Source organism: Pseudalkalibacillus sp. A8 (assembly GCF_045920555.1).
Classification (GTDB): Bacteria; Bacillota; Bacilli; order Bacillales; family Fictibacillaceae; genus Pseudalkalibacillus.
In genome coordinates this window covers 5,709,593-5,735,304 of the sequence record NZ_CP174509.1, presented here as the reverse complement: position 1 = coordinate 5,735,304, position 25,712 = coordinate 5,709,593, and the positions used below count along the sequence as shown (strand labels likewise).

The window sequence follows — 25,712 nt, the reverse complement described above, 5'->3', positions numbered from 1 at the left end:
TTGATAAAGTAAATACTATTTTCATTAAATGGATTGACTATATTCATTAAATTTTTTCAGATGGGGGATTTAAGTTGAAAATAACAAGTACATTTTCAGTAGCAGGCCGTTGTTCTTTAACTGGTGCACTAGGAGTAATCGTTACATCAAGCAGTCCATCAGTTGGGGCAAGGTGTCCATGGGTTAAAACAGGAGTAGGTGCTATATTAACACAAAATGTAACGGATCCTAGATTAGCGGATATTGGATTTTCTGTATTGGAAAACGGTTATGATGCCCAATCAGCTATTCGTTCAATGAAAGAAACCTCTCCGTTTCCAGAGTACAGGCAAATAGCTGTTATAGATGGTAAAGGTAATTCTGCATCATTCACTGGGAATCAGGCTTTAGGTGTACATGGAGAATTTCATGACAAAAATGTTGTGAGTATCGGTAATCTTCTTAGTGATTCTTCTATCCCGGAAGCAATGGGGCGGACTTTTTTACAAACGGAGGGAGAACCTTTGACTGAGAGATTAATTAGGGCAATGGAAAAAGGATTTGAAATGGGTGGGGAGTTGGATCAAGAGCATTCAATCGCACTTCTGATACATACAGATGATCCTTTTGCCTACGCTGATTTGCGTGTGGATTATAGTGATCATCCTTTAGAGGATTTAAAGAAGCTTTGGGAAATCTATGCACCCCAGGCTAATGATTATAAAGTAAGGGCGGTTACTCCTGACTTTGCTCCTTCCTATGGGGTAAAAGGGGATGAGTAAAAAACGCTAAATGCCATAAACACATAATAACCAACATGAAATCAAAGAACTCGACTTGGCTGTAGTTTTGCAGTATTTAGTCGAGTTTCTTCAAGAATAAGCTTAAAAAGACCCAATGAAGGACCAACAAATCAATAGTTTCCTTCAGTAATCCGGTCTACCTAACTATGGTCTAAGCCCAACTGTCGAAGTCTACGAGGTGATTAATCTAAATTGAAACCGCTTCCAATAGTAAGTATGTCTAAAAGTGTATTAGTTGCAGGATAAGTTTAAAATCTGTTAATTAATGGAGGAAATTATGCGAGCTGAGAGACGTTTTATTGAGTTTATTCCGGAAGATGAAAGGCATGGAAATCCACGTAGTTTATTCCCAATGTGGTTTGCAGTGAATTTGTTACTTTTAACCGTTGTTACTGGGGGATTGGGTGTTCAAGCCGGGCTAAATTTATTTTGGAGTTTAATAGGAATTCTTCTAGGTAATCTTGTCGGTGGATTTTTCATGGCTACACATTCTGTCCAAGGCCCAAGACTAGGAGTACCGCAAATGATTCAAAGCCGAGCACAATTTGGTGTAATAGGTGCCGTACTACCTCTTGTACTCGTGATAATTATGTATGTAGGGTATGGTGCAAGTAATGCAGTGCTCGCTGCGCAGGCTCTTAGTTCTGAAACTTCTATTTCTATTGAATGGGGGGTTGTAATCCTCAGTGTTATATCACTTGTAATTGCTTTTTACGGACATGATTTGATTCACAAAGTGCAACGTTATTTAACGATTTTGTTAGGAATCATATTCATTTTTGTAACTGTTGTAGCATTTCAGCTTGATTTTCCTGAAGGTAGCTGGTCACCAAGTCAATTTGAACTTTCTGCCTTTCTACTAGTTGTAGGGGTTAGTGCAACCTGGCAATTGACTTACGCACCCTATATAGCAGATTATTCACGATACCTTCCACAAGATACTGATTCGCGCAAAACGTTTATTTATACTTATGGTGGCTCGGTACTTAGTACAACTTGGATGATGACTTTAGGTGCCATTCTTACAGTAACACTTCCACAATTTTTAAATAATGCTAGTCTTAGCCTCGCTAACCTTGTCGGTTCTGGCTGGGCGATCATTATTTTCACCGCGATCATTTTAGGATCTATGGGTGCAAATGTGCTAAATCTTTACGGTGCGTTTATGTCCATTACTACAGTTTTGGAGACTTTTGTGAAATTAAAATCAACAATTCAAACAAGGTTTGTATTACTCCTTATCTGTTCAGTAATATCGACAGCTCTTGCCGTATTTGGAAGTGCGAACTTCATGACCAATTTCTTAAATTTAATATTGTTGCTTTCCTATACTCTGTTCCCATGGACAACTATCAACCTAGTTGACTTTTTCCTTTTACGTCATGGAAATTACAATATTAATGCTTTATTCGATCGCAATGGAGAATATGGCAAGTATAATTGGAAGGCACTTATTTCATACCTAATCGCAGTCGTCTGTGAAATTCCGTTCCTGAATACTACAATTTATCAAGGCCCAATTGCAAAGGGACTTAATGGAATTGACCTTGCTTGGATTGTAGCCTTAGTCGTTCCAGGTATCCTGTATTATTACTTAATGAAGGAGGAAATCCAGGTAGAATTTGATAGTAAATCAATGTAAGCGATAATGATGGCTTAGAATCAATGTTAGTAATTATTACTAAATTAATTTAGAAGGCGGGATTGAATGCAGATAATAGCTGATATTGTACTTTCAAGTAACACTGTCTTTACCGGCGTAGAAGATAAACCAAAAAAAGCGATGATTGCAATTAAAGAAAATAAAATTGTTGCTATTGGCTCCGAAGCAGAGGTCGCATCATTTATAAACAGTGAGACAAAAAGATATGACTTTAAGGATGAACTCATTATGGCTGGTTTCAATGACTTTCACATCCATTTGACAGTGGGATGTTTAACTGAGCATTTTGCAAACTTAAGCAATGCTACCTCGGAACAGGAAGCTGTTGAGCTACTAAAAAACTTTTACGAAGAAAAAGGCAATGGTGAATGTGATAAAAATCAATGGATCTTAGGATTTAACTGGCATCATGTGTTTTGGGAAAGGCCGGAATTGCCCCATCGTTCTTCCTTAGATGAAGTGTACCCAAATCAACCAGTTTGTTTATTGAATTCAGACTTACATGGTGTTTGGTTGAACAGTAAGGGGCTTGAAGTATTAGGAATTACTCATGAGACACCAGACCCACCATACGGAAAAATTATAAAGGATGAAGATGGTAATCCAACGGGTGTACTAGATGAGACGGCAATTAGATTAGCGAAATCAGCGTTAAATATTCCGTTGGAGCAACATGCGTGTATGTTCCAAGGATTTTTAGAAAAAGCAGCTAAATATGGAGTAACATCTGTTGGTGATATGCTTTATCTTCCTGGATTTGATATAGGGTATTTAGAGAATTATGAGGAATTTGAAAAACAGGGAACTTTAACTGTGAGGATAGACTTTTTATCTGCATTAAATGGGGATTTAGATTATGTAAAACAATTACGTGATAAATACAAGTCTGGAAAATTGAAGTTTTCTGGTTTGAAACAATTTTTAGATGGTGTGCCTGCAACATACACAGCTTATTTGCATGGTACTTACTATGATAATCCTAAGACAAATGGGGATACATTAATTCCACCGGATGTTGTAAAGAAGTGGATCACAGATGCAGATAAAGCAGGGTTTAGGGTTAGGCTTCATGCTTGTGGGGACGGAGCAATTCGTCTAGCCTTAGATAGTTACGATCTAGCAAAGAAAAGAAACGGATCAAGGGATTCAAGACACACGATTGAACATGTCGAAACCGTAACCACGGATGATTTAGACAGGTTTTCCGAACTTGGAGTTATTGCCTCCATGCAACCGGACCATATCGCTTTATTTAAAACATTTGCGGAAAACACTTATCCTTCCCGATTAGGACCAGAACGAGCTCCTTATTGGCCTATTAAAACATTGATGGACCATGGTGCATATTTGGCTTTCGGGAGTGATTATCCTGTAGTTAGTTTAAATCCGATGTATGGGGTGTATCGGGCCGTTACTAGATTACATAATGATGGGGAGCCGAAAGGGGGATGGTTTCCGGAAGAGAAGGTATCCTTAGCAGACACCTTAAGGGCATACACACTTGGTGGTGCTTACGGTAATTTTAGAGAAGCAGAACTGGGAACACTTGAAGTGGGAAAATTGGCAGATATCGTTGTTCTTAATCAAAATTTATTTAATATCGATCCGGAAGAGATTTTAAACACAGAGGTAAAACTAACAATTGTTGATGGAGAGGTAGTTTATGAACGAGCAAGTAAGGCCAGTTTAATGGGGTAAATATCCATTGAAGTTCATCGGGGGATGAATAAGCTTCATGAAATATAAGAGGTATATATAGCTGATAGACCAACTGATTGAGGGTGGTTTCAATGAAAGTGAAGAGTTTTAAAGTTTCATAGTTTTAACTGTAAATAAATTTTTTTAAGAGGAGGACTTGATGCATTGGCTAAACAATTAGTAAGATCTTTAGGGCTATGGGGAGCGGTTGCGACGGCTGTCGGTATTGTAGTTAGCTCAAGTGCAATGGTGTCTTTAGGACAAGGATTTGGTAATGGTGGTAAAGGGTTTGTTATTGCTATGGTGTTTGCACTATTTCTGAATGTTTGTGTCGCGTTTTCTTTTGCAGAACTCTCAGGAATGGTTCCTCGGGCTGGGGGATTGAACCACTATACACTTCCTGCTATGGGACCATTTGTTGGGATGGTGGCGGTAATTACTGGTTATGTGCTCGTTACTTTATTTGCGGGCAGTGCAGAAGCCGCCATATCAGGAATTGTATTTAATGAGGTATTTTCTGTCGGGGCAAACCCCATTGTCATAGCTATAATTGTTGTGACTCTTCTTGGTATTGCGAACTTGTTTGGAATACAAATATTTAGCTGGACACAAATGGTACTCACAACTCTTCTAATTGCATCTACAGTAATTCTTGGAATTATCGGATTAACAGGGGTCGGTGCAGGAGAACCAGTATCAAATCCAATAGAGTTTAACCCTATGGGCTGGGGTGTATTAAGTTTAACCGCACTTGCATTTTGGCTTTTTGTAGGAGTTGAATTTGTAACGCCGTTGGCAGAAGAAATAAAAAAGCCTAAAATCTACATTCCGTTGTCCATGATTTTAGGTTTGGTAATCATTTTTGTTGCAGATATGTTGTTCGGGTATGCTTCTATCAAGCACGCGCCATTAGATCAATTAGCAGGATCATCCTCACCTCACGTCGATACAGCAAAAGCAATTTTAGGTGAAAAAGGTCTGATTTGGATGGGGATCGTTACCATCCTTGCAACCTCAAGTACGTTAAACACCTTAATCAGTTCAATAGCGCGGATGCTTTATGCAATGGCTCTTGAAGGGCAAATGCCCAAGGTGTTTGGGAAGCTTAATCGTTGGGGAACTCCTTGGGCAGCAATCCTATTCTTGTGTGTGCTCTTCGTAGCTTTCTTACTAATCGGTATCACAAACAGTTCCACCTTAACAATCTTTATTTTAGCTGGATGTATATGCTGGATGCTTGCTTATGTTGTAGCCCATTTAAATGTTATTATATTACGATTAAGATTCCCAAATGCAAAAAGAGGGTTTAAATCACCTTTTGGATACACATTTCAAATCATAGGAATTTTAGGTATGCTTTACGTTATGGTCAACATTTTCCCGGATCCGGTCATTAAAGCTGAAATTTACAAATATACTTTTTTATTTTTAGCATTAACCGTGGTTTATTCTATATGTTGGATAAAGTTTATTATGAAAAAGAAATTATTTGAAACAACTCCAATAGAAAATCTCCTTGATGAAACAGACTATGAATCCCCTCAATCCAAAGAAAAAATTAGCGGTTAAATCTTATCTTTTAAATACTTTTGTCAAGGAAAATCTTTGTTGTGTTATTGACTTTCCATGAAAAATATTTACTTAAGGCTAATCAAAAGTCCCCTAAGCACAAGATTTTTTATGAAATATGTTATGTATTGAATAACTAATTGTTAAAAAGAATGAAAAAACTAGTATTATTTTTATTGACAAAAGTCAAAATATTTCGTACTTTCTATATAAGGAATATTTCTTTAAGTATTCCTTTTATCAGAAGTTCCACTGTGCAGAATGTTTCGTCTGTTGCAATTAATTAAATTAGGAGGTATGGAAACATGGTACGTGCTCAAACATTATCACGGATTGAAAATCTAATTGAAGTGGACAAGTTGCATTACTTGCATCCAACAACTGTACCTAAAGCGTTCATAGAAAACGGTCCGAAAATTATTTTCAATAATGGAAATGGGATCCGTGTAACAGACATTAAGGGTGATACGTATATTGACGGTGCTTCTATGCTTTGGAACGTCAATTTAGGACATGGAAACAAGGAACTTGCCCAAGCTTCCTATGACCAAATGTCTACCCTTGCTTACAGTTCTTCATTTTACGGATACTCCAATGAAAAAGCTGTACGCTTGGCAGAAAAAGTAGTTTCTACCGCGCCTGGGAATTTAAGTGCGATTTTCTTTACTTCTGGTGGCTCAGAATCAAATGATACAGCCTTTAAATTGGCACGTTTCTATTGGAATTTAAAGGGGCGTCCAACAAAGAAAAAGATTGTTTCGATTAGCCGTAGCTACCACGGTGCAACAGTTTCAGCCGGAACAGCCACAGGCATTGATGCTTTCCATAGCTTTGCAGGCTCAAGGGATCAAGACATGGTAAGAGCAAAGTCTCATTTAACAAATTGTGAGTTGGGCGATAAGGATGACCCTAACTATGAAGGATGTATTCGGGATGTAATCGAGAAAGAGGGGGCAGAAACCATCGCCGCCATCATCCTTGAACCAATCCAAGGTGCAGGAGGAGTTCATGTTTCACCAGACGGTTATTTAAAAGCAGTAAAAGCTCTCTGTGAAGAAAATGATATTCTTATGATTTCTGATGAAGTCATTTGTGGATTTGGACGTACTGGAAAAATGTTCGGTGTAGATAACTGGGATATTACACCAGATATCATGTGTGTTGCAAAAGGAATTACAAGCGGGTATGCCCAACTAGGTGGAGTTCTAATAAATAAACAAATCAGAGATACAATCGTTCAGTATGACCAAATTTTAGGTCACGGGTTTACATATAGCGGACATCCGACTGCTTGTGCCGTTGGACTAAAGACGATTGAAATTCTCGAACGAGACAATATTCTTGATAACGTTAACAACATGGAAAAAGAATTGAAAAAAGGCTTTGAGTATTTAACGGATAAACACCGTTATTTTACAAAAACCAGAGCAGTGGGCTTACTCGCCGGATTTGAACTTCAGCAAGACCGTGATGCAGATGTACCATTTGCAGAGTTAGTCAAGCCTGCATCGTTTGTCGTAGACGAGTGCTTCAAACGTAAATTAATTTTACGAGCGGCTGACTTTGAAAAAGGCAAAGATATTGTTGCTATTGCTCCACCGCTTATCATCAATAAAGAAGAAATTCAAGAAATGATCAATATTATTGACGATGCGGTTACTGCATTTGAAAAAACAGTGAAGTAAATACAGGAATAACAACATGTCAGAGAACTTCGTAAATTTTTAGCTGGAGCTCTGACATGTTTGCTTTTAAACTTGGAGGGATTTTAATGGCAAACCAATTGCTTGAAATAACCAGTAAAGTCAGTAAGTTTCTAAAGGGAACCAAAAAACTGTATATAAACGGAGAGTTGGTAGAATCCGTTTCATCTAAAACATTTGATACTTATAATCCCGCAACAGGAGACGTATTAGCCAGCGTCTATGAAGCGGAAGAACAAGATATTGATCTGGCAGTAAAGGCGGCGAAAAAGGCTTTTGAAGAGGGACCATGGTCAAAAATGAGCACTGCAGAAAGAGCAAGATTGATTTATAAACTAGCCGATCTTATAGAAGAACATAAAGAGGAGCTAGCCCAGTTAGATACTCTAAATAATGGTAAGCCCATAAATGAGGTACGGGTCGTTGATTTACCTGATACAATCGAACAGTTTCGTTATTTTGCTGGGTGGGCAACGAAGAATATGGGGCAAACCATTCCTGTTTCAGGACCTTTCTTAAACTATACACGTCACGAACCAGTTGGAGTAGTTGGACAAATCATCCCTTGGAACTTCCCTATTAATATGGTTTCATGGAAAGTTGCTCCAGCAATCGCTGCCGGATGCACTGTTGTTTTAAAGCCAGCTGAACAGACTCCGTTATCCGCTCTTTATTTTGCAGAACTTGTTGAAAAAGCAGGTTTTCCTCCTGGTGTAGTTAATATTGTTCCAGGATATGGAAGAGCGGCTGGTAATGCGATTGTGGAACACCCAGATGTAAACAAAATTTCGTTTACCGGCTCCACTGCTATTGGGAAACAAATAATGAAAAAAGCCTCTGATACTATGAAACGTTTGACACTTGAACTTGGCGGAAAGTCTCCTAATATTATCCTCCCAGATGCAGACCTTTCAAAAGCGATTCCTGGTGTGTTCAACGGCATTATGTTTAATCAAGGGGAAGTCTGCAGTGCCGGTTCGAGAGTTTACGTTCATAAAGACCATTTTGATGAAGTGGTTAATGGCATGGTTTCACTTGCCCAAAATGTAAAGCTCGGAAATGGGTTGGAGATAGATACAGGAATGGGACCACTTGTGTCTAAAAAACAGCAAGATCGCGTGTTTGAATATATTAACACAGGCATAAAAGAGGGAGCAAAGGTAGTAACCGGTGGAGGAAAATCAGATATTGGTTTCTTTATTGAGCCAACCATATTTGTCGATGTCAACGAACAAATGACGATTGCAAAAGAAGAAATATTTGGACCAGTTGTTGTCGTTATGGCTTATGATACGGTAGACGAGGTAATTGAGCGCGCTAATAACTCGGTATACGGATTAGGTGCAGGGGTCTGGACGGAGAATGTGAAAACGGCTCACAACGTTGCAAATAAATTAAAATCCGGTAGTGTTTGGATCAATTGTTATGACGCGCTAAATCCTGCCTCTCCATTTGGCGGTTACAAGCAATCTGGATTTGGTAGAGACATGGGTTCTTATGCACTAGAAGGATATACCGAAGTGAAAAGTGTTTGGGTGAATTTAGAATAATTTAAAATGTATAGGAGAATGGGTCATGATTATTGGAGTACCGAAAGAAATAAAAAATAATGAAAACCGGGTCGCTCTTACACCTGCTGGAGTCGTTTCATTTGTAAAACTCGGCCATAAAGTATTCGTAGAGAGGGATGCTGGTGTTGGGAGTGGTTTTACAAATGAAGAATACGTAAGTACCGGTGCAGAAGTTGTTGAAAGTGCGGAAGATGTTTGGTCACAATCTGAGATGATAATGAAGGTAAAAGAGCCTCTTGCAAGTGAGTATGGCTATTTCCGTAAAGGCCTTATTCTATTCACTTATTTGCATTTGGCAGCAGAGCCCTCATTAGCACAAGCTTTAAAAGAAAGTGGTGTTCTAGCAATCGCCTATGAAACTGTTGTAGCGGGCCGTACTCTACCACTTCTTACACCAATGAGTGAAGTTGCCGGTCGTATGGCAACACAAATTGGTGCACAATTCCTACAAAAAACAAACGGTGGACAGGGGATCCTTTTGGCAGGCGTTCCTGGTGTAGAACGCGGTAAAGTTACGATAATCGGCGGTGGAATCGTTGGAACGAACGCAGCTAAAATGGCGATCGGTTTAGGTGCTGACGTAACGATTATCGACTTAAGTGCGGAACGGCTACGTCAATTAGACGATATTTTTGGCAACCAAATTAAAACCTTGGTATCAAACCCATTCAACATTGCAGAAGCAAGTGCAGAAGCAGATCTTTTAGTCGGTGCAGTATTAATTCCCGGTGCAAAAGCTCCAAAACTTGTAACTGAAAAAATGGTCAAAACAATGAAACCAGGTTCTGTCATCGTTGACGTGGCGATAGACCAAGGCGGAGTCATTGAGACTATCGATCATTTTACGACACATGATAGCCCGACATATTTAAAATTCGGTGTCGTTCATTACGCAGTTGCAAACATGCCTGGAGCGGTTCCAAGAACTTCTACCATAGCACTAACAAATGTAACTATTCCTTATGCATTACAACTTGCAAATAAAGGTGTGTACAAGGCAATCTCTGAAAATGAGTCTTTAAAACTTGGAGTAAACACAGCAAATGGTAAAATCACATATGAAGCCGTCGCTAAAGATCTTGGTTACAAGTATGTAGCTGTTGAGAAAGCATTGGAAAAAGAATTAGTTTCCATGTAAAAGGGTGTATTAATTCGTAAAATACAACAGGATATAGCGCCTACAATTAATTAATTAGTTGTTTTTTCATCACCCAGTTATTCAATCATTAATATTTCACTACCGTATGGATTTTAGCAGTTTTTGGGCTTGTTAATGGTAAGCGGAACGAAGTGAGCATTAAGGAATTGACAAGTTCACTACACCCAAACTCTGTCCAAAAATGAGGCAGTTGGGGGTCAAAGGCTATACACAGTTGAATTAGAGATATACGGCAAGAAACAAGAAAAGATAGGAAGTAAAGAAGACTTACCAGAACTCTTTATTAACAGCATAAATATGTATAAGATGTTTAACCTTAGCCGCAAATGAAATTGCACAATGGCTTAACAGCACCGCCCGAAACGCAAGAAGGATCCTGTCCGAGTTCGAACGCCTGAAGCTGGCTACCATCAAAGGCGAAGAACAAGTTGGCCGCGACGCCCCCGCAAAGTCTACCAGTTGAGGATCTAATACTTTCATCGGTGCCAGGCACCAAATTCAAAGCGTTGCTACACAAGGGTTTTTAACCGGTGCCAGGTACACTTTCAAAACCCTTGGTACATCTAGGTTCATAAAAAGTGCCAGGCACCGATTCGGAGCCTGGCACTTCTTTGCTTTTATTCTTTGACGTTTACTTCAATTGGTTCTGAGACGAGGTTCCATTCTTGATCTAACATGGTGAAGGTATGCTTTACGAATACTTGTGCTGTTCCTGGTGATAATGCTTCTACGTTATTGCCTTCGATTTTAACTACACCGTCATTGTTCATTGCATAAAGTTCAGTTTCGATATTTTCAGTTTCACCACTTCTGTAACTTAAGAATCCTTTTGCCTGGATGTTTCTTGATTTGCCAACTTTAAGATTGACTTTTTGGATCGGTGTTTCGAGATTGATTGGAGAATGGGTCAGCCATTGCATATAATCAGTGATCGGTCCGATCAAGCCTTCTCTCAATTTATCTGCAAATGGATCCTCATCACGGAATGTCCAGTGCATACTCAACATTCCTCTTTGTCTCATATACGTGATGAACTCTTCATAGACCGTACGGTAACTTGCATTAAGGTTCACATTCCAGGTGGTCCCGTAGTCGACCATTTTTTTGGCATTGTCCAGCTTATCCTGATAGCTTGTTGGTGTCCCTGCTGAGAACAGGTAACCTGTGGCTAACGTTGGTTCAAGCTTGTTAAAAGTCTTCATGCTTTCCATATCAAAGTTTTGGATGACGACCTGATTCATCATACCCTCTTCCTTGATTTCTTCAATGACCTGTTCTTCGAGATCATAGGCTTTCAACTCGACCAAAAGGACTACATCTTTTCCTTTGAACTCTTGAAGGAACTCCTTGAAAGTCGGAACTGGTTCTCCTGCAAATTCCTCACCGTATTTAATCCCTGCATCAAGCTTTTTGATTTCTTCCAGAGTCATATCCTTCACAGCTCCAGTACCGTCAGTGGTTCGGTCGACCGTATAATCGTGCATGATGATGAGATGACCGTCTTTCGTCCTGTGAAGGTCCGTCTCGATCATATCTGCTTCGAGGTCATAAGCTAACCGGTACCCGGCCATCGTGTTTTCCGGTGCCAAGGATGGAACACCTCGATGTGCGGCGACAATCGGACGCTGGACAATTGTATTCTCTGGGTATTGGCTGAAAGCTTCTGCTGAATGCTCTGGGTTATTTGTCACAATCCCGTCGACTCCCATATGGATAAGTTCATGGGTTGAAGCTAAAGAATCCGCGCCGATCCCCCATACCGAAACCATCCGGTTGTGCAAGTAATAGACGATTTCCTGAGAGAGGAGTTTTTGTGGAATCAAAACGACTTTACTTTTGCTTGAATGGACTTGGAACGGCAACGCTTCCAGGTCATTCTTGTTCAATGACTCGCCGTCATAGACAAGTCCGCCGCGAATTTTCGGATTAAGTTCTTTGACAGCTTCAACGATATCCGGGTTGCTTGAGACGACGAGGACATCTGTCGTCTGCGTTTCATCAAGGCCTTGTACGATCTGTGCTTCCAGATCTTCCTCTTCTACATGTAAAACTGGTATTTTTTCGTTCCTGATCAAACGTAACTGATCACTCAAAGGCTCACCATTCGCTTCAAGCAAGCCATCCTGACCACGCTCAACTTCTAACAGGGATGAAGCGGCTTTGCTTGCATCACCGGTAGTGTCTGGTCCAGAAATAATGGTTGGCGGATTGATGATATTGGTTTCGGCTTCTTCTGGAAGAAAGGCATTCGAATTTTCAATCGGAGGCAATTCTTCATCATATGTAGTGACTCGGACGTTATCGAATTGAACCGTAGACCCGCTTGCCTGGAAACCTACATCTCCATTGGACCATTGAGTGGCGCCGGCACTTTCTATGACCAACTCTCCATTCACGTACTGTTGCACACGATTTCCGCTTACGATCACTTTCAAGTGATAGCTTTTATCGTATTCAAAATTTTCACGGTAGAAATTCGTTTCAGAAACAGCCCAGCGATTGTTTTCGTTTCTCGTTGCGAACTCCAAGCCGTTCAAAGCACTTGTCCCTCTTCTGACGGCAAACTGATAGTAAGGATAATCATCATTCTGTATACGGTACATTAAAGAAGCCCAGCGTGTATTTTCCACTGCAGAAACGAAAGTTATGTCCGCTTCAAACATGTAGTCCCCATGTTCCTCTACAATCGGAACACCCACTCTAGATGGGCTTGAAGTCGCAGGCGAACGTAAAACGAGTTTTCCATCCTGAACTTCGGCATTCCCTTCGATCAAATTCCAATGCTCGGGAAGTGACCCATCAGACACCTCATCAAAGGATTCATTGACCAATTCCAAATTCTCTTCCGCGGCCTTGATGTTCCCCTGTGGACCAGAAACGAATAAGCTAAAAGCGAGAGTGGATGAAGCTACAATACTACTGATCGTTCTCAACTTGCCTTTCATTATGACGCCTCCTTTTAAATTAAAATCAATGGACAACCTGTGCTTTTCTCACCTCCTTCTTAAAATATAGTCACATTCGAAATCTACCAGTTTTGTAGTTAAAATCGGGAAAATAAACCGTATTTTTACAAAATATTTAATTTTCCATAACATGTAAGGTGGGGGAAGCAGGGGTGGATTGATTAGGAGATTTCAGGCAAAAGAAAAAGAAGACACCACTATCAAAAACCCTTCATTCCAAAGGATTCTGTTAGGGGGTCTTCTCAACGTCTCTTCCCAATATTATTAAATTCATCCTAAATTATACAAAACTTTCTGACTCTTTCAATCGACAGATTTTCCTAATTAACGGAAAAAATATTTTATTGATATAAAATCCCTTTACCAATCGATGATCGACTTAATTTCAAACCACCAAAAAATCAGACTAAAGACCTGTTATTATCAGACTCCAAATATTATTTAAAAAATTATGACAATTGAATTGATAAATACTTTTATTTTGGTATAATGTAAAATAATAGAATACACTTTGAGCAGAGATTAGGAGAAGAAGCTCATCAAGTATAACCTGGAACCATAGGATGGTCTGGGTATTGTTTGATGGTCTTCTTCTTTTTTTGTGCATTGTCATTCTATTAGATTATTAAAAGGGAGGCATCATAAATGAAAAGAGCTTTTTCATTATTAATGATTTTGGTTGCGCTTACAAGTTTGATGGTTGCTACAGCTTGTTCCTCAAGCAGCAGCGGAGGAGACGGTCCAGGTACGATCAACTTTTATTCTCCAGAAACGCCAGATATGACAAAAGAAATAGCGGAAGCCTATGAAAAGGCGAAAGATGGCGCAACAGTGAACGTGCAATATGCAGGGACCAATGTTCTTGTAAACCGCATGATGGCTGAAAAAGATAATCCTCAGGCTGACGTATGGTATGGCGGAGGCGGAATCCTTCCTTTCGAAGCAGCGGTTGAAAAGGGAATCATTGCGCCTTTCACTCCAGAATTGGCTGAAGAATGGGAAACGGTTGAGAACGGAATCAAAATAAAGCATCAGGATGATTATTATACAGGAGCAGAAATTTTCGTTTTAGGATTTGTTTATAATACTGATCTGGTTTCTGAGGAAGAAGCTCCAAAAACGTGGGAAGAGCTATTGGACCCTAAATGGGAAGGGAAAATCCAATTCTCCAATCCAGCAGCTTCCGGTACAGCTACCTTGATGGTTCTTTCGCAAATGATGCTGCAAGGTGAAGACAAAGGATGGGAGTTTTTTCAAAAGTTGTCTGACCAGGCAAACTCCATTCCGGACTCAGGATCAGGCCCGACACAAAGTGTAGCTAAAGGGGAAGCAGCTATCGGAGTAGGGTTTGATTTTATGGCTTATGAACAACAAGCTAAAGGTGAAACGGTCGATTTCATTGTTCCTGAAAAAACACCGATCCTCGTCAACCCGGTTTCTTTAGTAGAAGGTGGCCCTAACCCGGAAGGCGGGAAAGATTTCATCAACTTCTTGCTTTCTGAGGAAGGACAACAAATTCTAGCGGACTGGTACCATATCCCGATCAATCCGAATGTAGAGTCGAAAACACCTTTGAATGTTGAAAATATCAAAAGTAACGCGATCGATCTCGATATAGATTGGGTTGTTGAAAATTATGACCGGATACGTAATGAATGGAAAAGTAAAATCAAGTAGGTTTAAGGAGGAGTTTTCTTGGGCTCAGTAACGATTGAAAATTTGGTCAAGAAATTTGAAGATGTAGAAGCACTAAGCGATGTCAATTTGGAAATCAAGGAGGGTGAATTCTTTGCCCTCCTGGGCCCATCAGGTTGCGGTAAGACCACTACGATGAGGTGTATTGCGGGTTTTGAAAACCCGACGTCCGGTACGATCAAAATCGGAGATAACATGGTCAACAATGCTCCGCCGAACCAAAGGAACTGTGGAATGGTGTTTCAAAGTTACGCACTGTTCCCGCACTATAACGTTTTTGAAAATGTAGCATACAGTCTAAATATCAAAAAGCTGAAAGAAAGCGGACTTACCGGGAAGCTTTCTACATACGCGAGATTATTAAGCAGAAGGCTTTCCAAATACCCGAAAGATATCGAACAGAAAGTATGGGAAACACTCGAATATGTGGAACTCGATCATCTTTCCGACCGGCTGACAAGTGAACTATCAGGCGGTCAGCAGCAACGTGTCGCTCTCGCAAGGGCGCTGATCATGGAACCAGCTGTATTGTTGATGGATGAGCCCTTATCCAACCTGGATCAGAAACTTCGTCATTCGATGAGGAATACGATACGAAGGATCCAACAGGATTTAGGTATCACCACTATCTTCGTCACCCATGATCAGGAAGAAGCGATGAGCATGGCTGATCGTGTTGCTGTCATGAGCGATGGGAAAGTGAAACAGATAGGAACGCCTACTGACTTGTATAGCAATCCGGATACCAGTTTCATCGCTGACTTCGTTGGAAGTTCGAATATCCTGAAAGGGAAGGTAGTGATCCGCGAAGACGGCTATTGTACGGTACAGTTCAATGGTTCTCAAATACGTTCGATTTCAAAACCGAAAAAAGAAGAGGTCGAAGTGGTGATCCGCCCCGAAAATATCTCGATCATTCAGGAACATGAAATCGATCCTTCAAAAAATATCCTTGAAGGCAATATCATGTTTTCTACATATTTAGGAGCGGTGGTCAGATATGATATCCAGGTCGGTACTCATCAAATCATTGTGGATACGACCTATAAATCCGGGGACAGCATCCTTTCTCCTGGCCATAAGGTCCATCTGACAATCGAACCGGAGAGGGTGCTGTTGATATGAGAAACTTTAATGGTCTATCCGTATTAAAGTGGATCATTTCAGCCTTCTTCTTATTGTTTTTGATCATTCCGTTATTATCGGTCTTCCTCGTCAGTTTTACGGGCCAGCCGATCAACTTGCTCGGTTCTTTGACAAACCTGGATACATTGAATACGAACATAGAAAAATTCAAAGGGAGCTCCCTTGAATATTATTCGGAAATCATTGCCCGGTCCGGTTACCTTGATGCATTGAAAAACAGTCTTGGTTTAGCATTGCTTGTGTCGTTGCTAGTCATTTTAATGTGTATCCCTATTGCCTATGGGATTGCTAGAACGACCATGCCTTTTAAAAAGACGATTTCTGCTCTCTGTACAATTCCTTTGATCATCCCTACGTTCATTTCAGCCTATGCTTTTATTCTCATGTTCGGCCGGACGGGATGGTTTACCCAATTGTATCAGGCAATCGGATTCGAAGGCAGCTTCATCAATCCTTATACGATGACTGGGATCGTCCTTGTCCAGGTGTTCTTTTTCTTTCCTTATGCATTATGGCCAATGGTAGCAGCATTCAAGATCAGTGATGTGACGCTTGAAGAAGCTTCACAAAATATGGGGGCCAAAAGCTGGGTGACGTTACTCTTCGTTACATTCCCGCTTGCTCTTCCAGGAATGATATCAAGTGCACTTTTGATTTTTACAGTCAGTTTTTCCGATTTTGGGACGCCGATCATCCTTGCTCCAAAGGATCTCAACCTGATCGTCGTTGAAGCTTATCGTGAAATCGCAGGATTTTTCAACTGGGCAGGTGCCGCTATTTTAACCGTCATCATGGTATTAGTTGCTGCGTTTTTCTTCTGGCTTCAGAATTTGTTGATCAAGGGGAAGGACTACGGCTCTGTTTCAGGAAAACCGAAGAAACAAAAACTGAACGATAATAAGCTCGTAACAAGATTACTAGCTGCTTATTCGGGATTGGTCGTTTTGGTACCATTATTTGCTGTCCTTTCAGTTGTCCTGCAATCTTTTGCGACAACATGGGGCGCATCTCCATTACCTAGAGGCTATACATTGAGGCATTATCAAACGGTATTCACCTCATCTTTCGAAAACATTTCGAACAGTATCATTCTGGCCACCGGTGCACTTATACTGAGTGTCGTGATTGCAACTTTCGTATCTTATTTTGTCGTCCGCCAAAATGCTGCGAAATTGGATTTCTTGACATCACTTCCACTGGTCGTACCAGGAATTGCTTTCGGCATTGCTTTGATCCAGACCTTCAATACCGCACCATTACAACTCACAGGTACAGCACTGATCCTGATCATTGCGTACAGTATAAGAAGGCTACCTTATATGATCCGTTCAACGATGGGGACGATGCGGTCGATCAAGAAAGATATAGAGGAAGCAGCGGTCAATCTGGGTGCTACGCCTTTGACGGCAGCGATCACTGTCATTGGGCCTTTGATGCTGCCGGGAATCGCAGCCGGTTCGATCCTCGTGTTTGTAACTGTCATCAAGGAGACGAGTATATCGGTCTTGATGGCACCAGCTCAATGGGCACCTATGAGTCTAGCGATCTTCCAAAATATACTCAGGGGAGAGTACTATACCGCTGCAGCCATGTCGGTATTGCTTATCATCATCGTCTTGATCCTGCAAGCCCTCGCCAAAAAAGTATCAACACAAAACACGAAGAAGAAAGTTAGGAAAGATGTCACTGGCGGTGCCAGGCACCAAGAAGAAACCCAAGTGGGACAAGGGCTTTGAAACGCAACGATTACCATATCAGCCATTTATAATGGAGGGAAAACTGATGGGGCATCGCTTGTATCAAGACCGTCTATTTTCTAAGAAAAAATTGGTTTGGTTAAAAGAAGTTGACAGCATTGCTATACAATCCTCACTTAAAAATCTTGCTGATTCGTATACTCGATTCTTCAAGAAACAAAACAAAGCACCACGATTTAAGTCTAAAAAGAATAATGTACAATCCTACACAACAAAGCACACGAACGGCAATATTGCGATTGTAGGCAACAAAATCAAGTTGCCTAAACTTGGCTTAGTCAGGTTTGCCAAAAGTCGTGAGGTTGAAGGTCGTATCCTGAATGTCACGGTTCGACGTCATCCAACCGGAAAATATTTTGTATCCATCCTTGTTGAAACAGAGGTTGAAGCGTTACCTAAAACCGGTTCAGCTTTAGGGATCGATGTTGGCCTCAAGGACTTTGCGATTTTGTCTGATGGAACAATACATAAGAATCACAACTATTTTCGCAAACTTGAAAAGAAATTAGCCAAAGCACAACGTACGCTTTCAAGGCGTAAAAAGGGTTCTTCCAACTGGCATAAGCAACGGATAAAGGTTGCACGACTGCATGAGAAAATTACCAATGCAAGAATGGATGACTTGCATAAAATCTCGACCGGTATTGTCAAAAACCACGACATCATCGGTATAGAAGATTTACAAGTAAGGAATCTATTGAAAAACCACCATTTAGCCAAATCTATCAGTGAGGTTAGTTGGTCGAAATTCCGTATGATGCTTGAATACAAAGCGAAGTGGTATGGCAAACAAGTAGTCATTGTCGCAAAAAATTTTCCCTCTAGTCAACTATGTTCAAAATGCGGATACAAAAACAAAGATGTTAAAAATCTCGGATTGCGTAAATGGGATTGCCCTTCTTGCGGCGAACATCACGATCGAGACATGAATGCAAGTATCAATATTCGTAATGAAGCATTACGATTAACCGCAGGAACTGCGGGGATAGCCTAATTAAGAACCGGTGGTTGCACTGGTGCTCTTAGGAATCTCCAAATTCAAACAGACCGTAAGGTCGTTAAGTGGCGAGAGGTTCAAATTTATAGGTTTAAATGAAAGATAACCGAAATTAATTTCAATAATCTTTTGACAAATTTAGATATGATTGCTAGTTTTAAAACAATCACAAAGTAGATAGGAAAAAGGGTGGAAAAATGAGGGAAATAGCCGCACTTATAAAAGAATATGAAAGTTATCATCCTGAATTGACAAAAAGGGAAGACTTTAATAGCTTCTGGGATAATGCGCTATCCAAATCTAACATGATTCCATTAAAACCACATATAGAAGAAATCATATATCCAATCAAGCAAGTCAAGGCAGAGCGTGTGACCTATCAAGGAGCATATGGAACCCCTATAAAAGCTTATTATATTAAACCAGTTGATACCAAGGAAAAATTAAAATGTATAATTTTTTACCATGGTTATGGAGGTAATAAGGGATCAATTTCTCAATATATGGCCTGGCTGATCCAGGGTTATGCAATATTTGCAGTCGATTGCCGCGGGATGGGAGAAACAGGTGATGATAGTACGTATTCATATGGTAATATGGGGAGCTGGGCTACTCAAGGCTTGTTGGAAAAAGAAGAATACTATTACTATAAAGTTTGGCTGGATTGTAAACGTGCAGTTGATTTCATTATGACCCAAGGTGAAATCGATCCAAACTCTGTTTGCTTAATGGGTTCAAGTTTAGGAGGTGGTATAGCAATGGCGGTAGCAGCATTGGATTCGCGACCGGCTCTAGTGGTAGCAGATGTGCCCAATATGTGTGACATTGAACTGACGATAAAGCAAAAAATGGAAGGATCACTTGTTGAAGTAGAAAAATTCATGAAACTTCATCCAGAGCATATCGAGAAAGTCCTTACCAATCTGAGCTATTTCGATATTCTTAATCATGCCTCAAATATTAAGAGTAAAATACGTGTTTCAGTTGCATTTAAAGACCTTATTTGTCCCCCAAAGCCGATTTTTGGTGTATATAATCATATTACATCTGAAAAAAGCCTTGAAATTTATCCTTTTTCAGGACACGATGCCCCGGGAACACCTTCTCATATTGAAAAGACAATATCTTACATAAACACATATCTCTAAATAGGAATTTTAATACATTATGTTTACACAGTATGGTATTTATTCCGTGGATTCTTCAACTGCTGCTCAAATGTTTCTGGTACTGAATGATAACCAATTGCGTTTAATCCTCTTTTTGGAATATATGCTCGATATGCGTGATTAGCTGCTTGTAAAAAAGGTAGATATTCTTTTTGAGGATATTCTTCAATTCCTACAGATTTCTGAAAACAATTTGTTTTTATGTAATATCGAATATCTTTTATTTTCTTCTCTTGATGTAAAATTCTTAATGCATTTCCTAGATTGGCATGGTCAGGATGAAGGTCGTTATAGTTAAAAGTATAATGTGAACTATTAGGGTATGAAGTAGCAAACTCACTAATTATTATTTTTGCATCTTCAATTGCTAGATCTCCATCTTTATACTGTTGGCGAAAATGAATCTGACCTCTAGGGACTCCCAAGCAACCTACAGACCATTTAAATTCACAATTCCTTGCTGTTATAAACTCTTGGTCTTCCATTTGCAACTCATTTTTTATCTTGCTTGAGCCGCCATCTGTACATAACACAATATGAACTTCTTTTCCAAGAAAGAGATTGTGAACCACACTTACACCAAATGAAAGTAATTCGTCATCTTGATGAGGCACATAATAGAATATTCTAGACAAAACTACACCCCTTTTCATTAATCAAATATTATTAAGATAATATTGTTTGAATTGTGGTAAATAAGCTTTGTTAATTTGCATTAATTCCTTGAAAATTTCTTCCGCTGCGTTAGCTGATGGAACATTTGGATCAATTAACAATGCTTGGAGAGCTAAATTGGCATCCCCTGTATATCCTGTTTCTACAGCAAGCTTTTGAACGTTGATCTGTGCCTGGCATAAAGCAGCGATCCCTTGAGGTAATTCACCCAATTTTATACCTTGTATGCCTTTTTTGTTTACAACCACAGGGACCTCCACTACCGAATCCTTAGGAAGATTACTAATATACCCATCGTTTAGAATATTTGCCGATACAATGTTTTCGTTTGTGTTAAATGTAATCCCTTTAATAATATCAAAAGCTTTTTCTCCAGAAGGAGATAATAGATCAGAGTCAATTGGTACCGATCCTTTGAGAATATTTTCAAGATAGTTTAAACCAAGATGTTTTCTTTTTTCATATTTCAAAAAATCATATCCTTTTGTCGACATAAATTCATGTGCATATGGAAAAAATTCACCAAGATGCCCATCACCGGAAGTTGGGAATAGACCAAATTTATGAAAAACGTAACGAGAGAGTTTTTCAAAAGATGGATTGAAGTCACTTTCTTTTTGCCGAAAAAGGGGATATAAATTCTCACCAGTATATTTATCTGTCATTTCAACTATCCAACTAAAATGATTTAGACCCCATGCTTTTACATTTATGGTATTGGGATCTCTACTAAATATTTTGGCTACAATTTTTATACCAGCATGGATCTGATGACAGAGTCCAATCACTTTAATATTTGTGTATTTATTAATAGCCAAACAAAGTCTGCTTTCTGGATTTGTATAATTCAACAAGTATGCTTCAGGACAATACTTTTCCATTTCTCTACAAATATCGATCATTATTGGGATATTCCTCATTGAATGGAATAATGCCCCAGGACCAGCGTTCTCTCCCAATACATGATTGATTCCATGTTTTTTAGGGATTTCAAAATCCTTTTTCCATAACTCTATACGATTAACTGCGATAGATGTAATTACAAAATCAGCATTAGGAAGGGCATCATTTAGTTTAATTGCAGTTGAAATTTTATAACCGGCATTTATTTCTCTATTTATTTTTTCAGCAACCTCTCCTATTCTTTTTAGAGCTGGTTTATCAATATCCACCAGAACTAGTTCGCTTCCCCAAAGTTCCTTGGTCAAAAAGGCATCTTTTATACAATTTAAACCAAAAATAGCACTTCCAGCGCCGACTATAACAATTTTTAATGCCATTTTATCTTCTCCCTTAATAATTATAAGTAATAACAATCCCCTCGAATAAACAGAGGGGATTGATTTTAAGCTTTTTTATTAATAAAGTTGCTTAAGTTCATGAATCATGGCTGTCCACTTGTCTGCAAGCTCAACAGGAATTTTCTTTCCTTTCTGTGATTCTATTTGCAATTCTAAACTATTCAGTCCCTGCCTTGCTTTTTCATTTTGTTCACTGAAGTAATCTGTCATGATTTTTTCTGCTTTTGAAAGCAGCGTCTGCTTGATTTCTTCATCAAAGTCAGCATTATAAATAGATACAAAGAGTTTGTAGGTTGTATAAGATACTTTTGTATGATGATAAGCCGCCAAGCTTCTTTGTTCATCATAGTGGAGTATTTCTCCTTTGATGGCACCTGTGTTTGATGAAAATTCCCAATTGGAACTGTCTGCAAAATTACCATTCTCGATTGTGAAACCTGTCGGCTCTAACGCGTCGAATCCAGCATAGGTCCAGTAGTTACTTACTCCGTTATTTTCATAAAAACGGAAAGTCAAATCAACTTTAGATTTACCAGACATGTACGGAGTAAGATCGACATGTATAGAATCCCAGACCAAGTCAGGGACCATTTCAGCAGTATCTTGCTCCCATACTACTTCTCCATCAATGAGGATTTGTTTTTTGTGGTAGCCATGGACATTCGGGCCATGGTCCATCGTTTGAAAGGTCAAAGAATAATCCTCTGATTTTCTATCGACCCTGACTTCCTGTGTTGCCTCTGTATAATAACCAGCAGAACTAGGTACCCCTAAACCGATGAAGAAGTTCAGATATCCTTCATCATTGTAGGCCTTATCATCTGTCGGTTCCGGGTCGAAATTCTTTTTCAGTACATAGGTGATGATCCCATTTATCTTCCCCTGCTGCATGTTCTCCAAAGCAATTTGAACCACTTCTCTTACATAATGAGCTGATGGGTTCGCTGGAGTCCTTGATAGCTGGGAAGCATAGATCATCCAGTAAAGTGGCAGATCGTATTCATTGAGCATTGCATATGCATCATCAATTTGTTGTTGTGCAGTCTCATACACCTGGGTGTTGCGATATATCCCATCCCTGAAGGCGAGTATGACCCCATCTATATAATCGCCCCGTGTTTCAAGAAAGGATTCTGAAAGAGATTGCGTATACATTTGAGGTGTGAAAAACAACTCGGGGTTAATTGCTTCTGAGGTTTCTTTCATTTGGGCCATATATTCCGGAGTGTATGTATTGAGGTTATGGTTAAAATCATCAATGGCCCAACCAATTAAATTCGAATATTCCAGAGAAAGGTTCGCGATAGCTTCTGACCAAGCGATATAATCGGTCGTATAGGGATAAGATTTCCTTTCTCCTGTCGATTCAGAAGGGGGGACTAGGTAAACGACTACATCGATTCCCGCTTCTTTTGCAGCCGGAAGAAATTCAAACCTTAAATCATCCCAGTCCGTCTCTTCATGCCAGATCAAATAATAATACGTGTTCACATTAAGTTCTTTTAATTTTTCAATCATTGCTGGCGTATCAACATGGTGAATTCCATCGGCTCTTGGTTCTGATTCCCGGATTGTACCTGCATAATCTGCAAGCATTTCCCCAGGTTCAATAGAGTCAGTCGAGGCATCCACTTGCTTGGATGGTATTGAAGCAAACATCCCCAAAGCCAACGAACTTATTAACAATAATAATCCAATCTTTTTCAAATCGATATCCTCCTTTTATCGTTTGGCACTGTTTAATTATGTTGTTGATTACGTATAGAAAATTTTATGAGCGAAAATTCGGGACACTCCTGCGGGAAAAGCGATCATAGCGAGGAACGAGCGAGGAGGTTTGCTGATCGCCCTTGGAATGGTAGTGAATTTCGTAAAAATCAACAATGAATAATAACAGAGATCGTTTTAAAAATTACTAGACCCACCCTCATTTATCTGAAAATTCCAAAATTTATCATTCAGGAATATAATACCTAACTCGTTTTATAAAAGACAAGTCTTTTAATCGTCTTTAATTTATTTAAAAAAATTTAGGTCCGAGGTCTTAGTCCAAGGGATTTGATTGAATTTTTGGTCCTATTAAAGACCTTGTCTTTTATTGTCAGAATTTTTATACTGTTCTTTAAATAATATGTTCTTAGGAGGGAAAAAGATGAAAAAATGGTCTGTAGCAGCCATGATTATATTGATGCTTGTTTTTACTTCTACTTTTTCAAATTCTGCAGAAGGAACGGATACCGATTGGTTAAAAAGGTTTAATGATTATGACGCTGATCAAAGTCAGGCATATGATGGAGCTGGGCATGTCGGGCCCATACCTAGGCTGGGATATACTCCGTCAAATGTATATGGATGGGATGAATCATATGTATTAAAAGGGTACCTGGGTGTTTATAGGGCAACGAAAAATGAAGAGTATTTAGAAAGATTTGTGGAAGACGTTGATGGTATGTTTGCTCAATTAGAGGATTTCCAAGGCGATGGTTTTGAGAGTTGGTGGACTTCCGTTTATAGTATCGATCAAATTATGAATGGAAATATGGAAAAAGATAGTATTTATTATAAAGACAGCAATGGTGCATACATGACTGACGGTTGGTATCCTTATCCCTGGTATGGCGGAAAAGGGTCTGTGTATAGAACGGATGAAGATAAAGCAAGTGGAACATACAGTACTTTAGTTCAAAATTCAGAAGGGGAAAACTTTGTATCAGCCTATACAATCATTCCGAACTATACACCAGGAAAACAATATAACTTTAAGTTTAGAGCAAAAAATAAGCATTCTGATGATCTTGGGAAAATTATGATTGTACGCCAGGATACAGGTAAACCTATTAAGGAATTTTCTTTTACGAATAATGAGTGGCAATCTTACTCTGTAGACTTTAAAACCCCTGATATAGCAGGACTACAATTACGTATTTACTTAACGAATGATGATACTAATGACCCGGATGCGGCAACATATTACGACGATCTTTCCTTGAAGCAGTATGGTGAATATATCGTTCATGAAGGGATGGCATTAACTGCTATTTCCGAATTTATAGATATTGTTTATCAAGATAAGACCCTAAGTAAAGAATACACCAAAAAAGCAAAAGAATATCTAAAAATATTGGAAAAAAATTTCGTTCCGAAATGGGAACAACATTGGGCAGAATGGGAGCATAATGGAATTGAAATGGGAGTTTTTAAGTTTCCCTTTGATGATACTGCGAGAATGACCCAAATTAATGAGTATTTCCCATTTAATGAACCGTCAAAAGGGATTACAATTCCTCACAATCAATATGCTGCAGCAGGCAGAACACTTGTAAATCTTTATAGAATAACTAAAAATGAAGCTTATTTAGATAAGATTCAAAGAATGGGAAACTTCTTAAAAAGTAGTTTACACATAAAAGAAACGGATAACGGTGATGCTTTTGTTTGGAATTATTGGGATAATTCAGGGCAACAATGGGATTTTGGATACTTTAGATACAAAAGTGAAGATATTAGTCACGCAAATATTGAGCTTGGTCTAGCAGTAGATTTATATCAGATAGGGACAGTTTTTACTGAAGAAGATATGATGAAATTCACTTCAACTTTTAAAGAGCTTATTTGGCAGGGTGATTATTCCGACCCACGAGTTAGTATGTTCGTTGATGGAAGCGGTAGCAAAAATTATTCTGTGTTAATTTCTGAGTGGGTAACTCTTAGCCAGTTCGATAAAGAGATCAGGGATATATCCGTCCAGCTATTAAACCGACCACGAGATACATTTGGATCTACCTACGGAATGGTTTTGATCGGAAATCTATTGCGGTACAATCCTGATCTGCTAACACAATAAAACTTCATTACTTTTAA

Annotated in this window: 16 protein-coding genes and 1 pseudogene; 13 read left to right on the top strand and 4 right to left on the bottom strand. The window is 39.3% G+C overall.

What is annotated here, in order from left to right; all coding sequences use genetic code 11:
- Positions 1–74: 74 nt before the first annotated feature.
- From ACJROX_RS28615 to ald, 7 genes are all read left to right on the top strand, one after another.
- Positions 75–761, top strand: a complete 687-nt coding sequence (locus ACJROX_RS28615; RefSeq protein ID WP_408008562.1) for a DUF1028 domain-containing protein — start codon at positions 75–77, stop codon at positions 759–761.
- A 298-nt stretch (positions 762–1,059) separates the two neighbouring features.
- On the top strand, positions 1,060–2,424 hold the full coding sequence (locus tag ACJROX_RS28610) for a purine-cytosine permease family protein (protein WP_408008561.1): 1,365 nt from the start codon (positions 1,060–1,062) through the stop codon (positions 2,422–2,424).
- Positions 2,425–2,490: 66 nt separating this feature from the next.
- Positions 2,491–4,143: an amidohydrolase gene (locus ACJROX_RS28605; protein ID WP_408008560.1), complete on the top strand. Its 1,653-nt coding sequence runs from the start codon at positions 2,491–2,493 to the stop codon at positions 4,141–4,143.
- Between the two features lie 165 nt (positions 4,144–4,308).
- Complete coding sequence (locus ACJROX_RS28600) at positions 4,309–5,712, top strand: APC family permease (protein WP_408008559.1); 1,404 nt, start codon at positions 4,309–4,311, stop codon at positions 5,710–5,712.
- A 305-nt stretch (positions 5,713–6,017) separates the two neighbouring features.
- Entirely contained in the window at positions 6,018–7,397 is a 1,380-nt protein-coding gene (locus tag ACJROX_RS28595) for an aspartate aminotransferase family protein (RefSeq protein ID WP_408008558.1), read from the top strand.
- An 86-nt stretch (positions 7,398–7,483) separates the two neighbouring features.
- Positions 7,484–8,965: an aldehyde dehydrogenase family protein gene (locus ACJROX_RS28590; protein WP_408008557.1), complete on the top strand. Its 1,482-nt coding sequence runs from the start codon at positions 7,484–7,486 to the stop codon at positions 8,963–8,965.
- Positions 8,966–8,990: 25 nt separating this feature from the next.
- Complete coding sequence (gene ald / locus ACJROX_RS28585; RefSeq protein ID WP_408008556.1) at positions 8,991–10,124, top strand: alanine dehydrogenase; 1,134 nt, start codon at positions 8,991–8,993, stop codon at positions 10,122–10,124.
- A 638-nt stretch (positions 10,125–10,762) separates the two neighbouring features.
- Here ald and ACJROX_RS28580 read toward each other — a convergent pair.
- A complete protein-coding gene (locus ACJROX_RS28580) occupies positions 10,763–13,090 on the bottom strand; it encodes a glycerophosphodiester phosphodiesterase family protein (RefSeq protein ID WP_408008555.1) in 2,328 nt (775 codons plus the stop codon).
- A 666-nt stretch (positions 13,091–13,756) separates the two neighbouring features.
- On the opposite strand from ACJROX_RS28580, the gene ACJROX_RS28575 reads away from it, so the two are divergent.
- From ACJROX_RS28575 to ACJROX_RS28555, 5 genes and pseudogenes are all read left to right on the top strand, one after another.
- Positions 13,757–14,788: an ABC transporter substrate-binding protein gene (locus ACJROX_RS28575; protein WP_408008554.1), complete on the top strand. Its 1,032-nt coding sequence runs from the start codon at positions 13,757–13,759 to the stop codon at positions 14,786–14,788.
- An 18-nt stretch (positions 14,789–14,806) separates the two neighbouring features.
- Complete coding sequence (locus tag ACJROX_RS28570; protein WP_408008553.1) at positions 14,807–15,931, top strand: ABC transporter ATP-binding protein; 1,125 nt, start codon at positions 14,807–14,809, stop codon at positions 15,929–15,931.
- Positions 15,928–17,688: an ABC transporter permease gene (locus ACJROX_RS28565; protein ID WP_408008552.1), complete on the top strand. Its 1,761-nt coding sequence runs from the start codon at positions 15,928–15,930 to the stop codon at positions 17,686–17,688. The genes ACJROX_RS28570 and ACJROX_RS28565 overlap by 4 nt, the downstream gene beginning before the upstream one ends.
- Positions 17,689–17,770: 82 nt before the next feature.
- Positions 17,771–18,703: pseudogene (gene tnpB / locus ACJROX_RS28560) on the top strand (IS200/IS605 family element RNA-guided endonuclease TnpB); the annotation flags it as partial.
- 200 nt (positions 18,704–18,903) lie between these two features.
- Complete coding sequence (locus tag ACJROX_RS28555) at positions 18,904–19,854, top strand: acetylxylan esterase (protein ID WP_408008551.1); 951 nt, start codon at positions 18,904–18,906, stop codon at positions 19,852–19,854.
- 23 nt (positions 19,855–19,877) lie between these two features.
- Here the strand turns inward: ACJROX_RS28555 and ACJROX_RS28550 are convergent, their stop codons facing one another.
- From ACJROX_RS28550 to ACJROX_RS28540, 3 genes are all read right to left on the bottom strand, one after another.
- Entirely contained in the window at positions 19,878–20,510 is a 633-nt protein-coding gene (locus ACJROX_RS28550; RefSeq protein WP_408008550.1) for a PIG-L deacetylase family protein, read from the bottom strand.
- A gap of 21 nt (positions 20,511–20,531) precedes the next feature.
- A complete protein-coding gene (locus ACJROX_RS28545) occupies positions 20,532–21,830 on the bottom strand; it encodes a hypothetical protein (RefSeq protein ID WP_408008549.1) in 1,299 nt (432 codons plus the stop codon).
- Positions 21,831–21,908: 78 nt separating this feature from the next.
- Positions 21,909–23,558, bottom strand: a complete 1,650-nt coding sequence (locus ACJROX_RS28540; protein ID WP_408008548.1) for a hypothetical protein — start codon at positions 23,556–23,558, stop codon at positions 21,909–21,911.
- A gap of 445 nt (positions 23,559–24,003) precedes the next feature.
- Here ACJROX_RS28540 and ACJROX_RS28535 point away from each other — a divergent pair, with 445 nt between their 5' ends.
- A complete protein-coding gene (locus tag ACJROX_RS28535; protein WP_408008547.1) occupies positions 24,004–25,695 on the top strand; it encodes a carbohydrate binding domain-containing protein in 1,692 nt (563 codons plus the stop codon).
- Positions 25,696–25,712 lie beyond the last annotated feature (17 nt).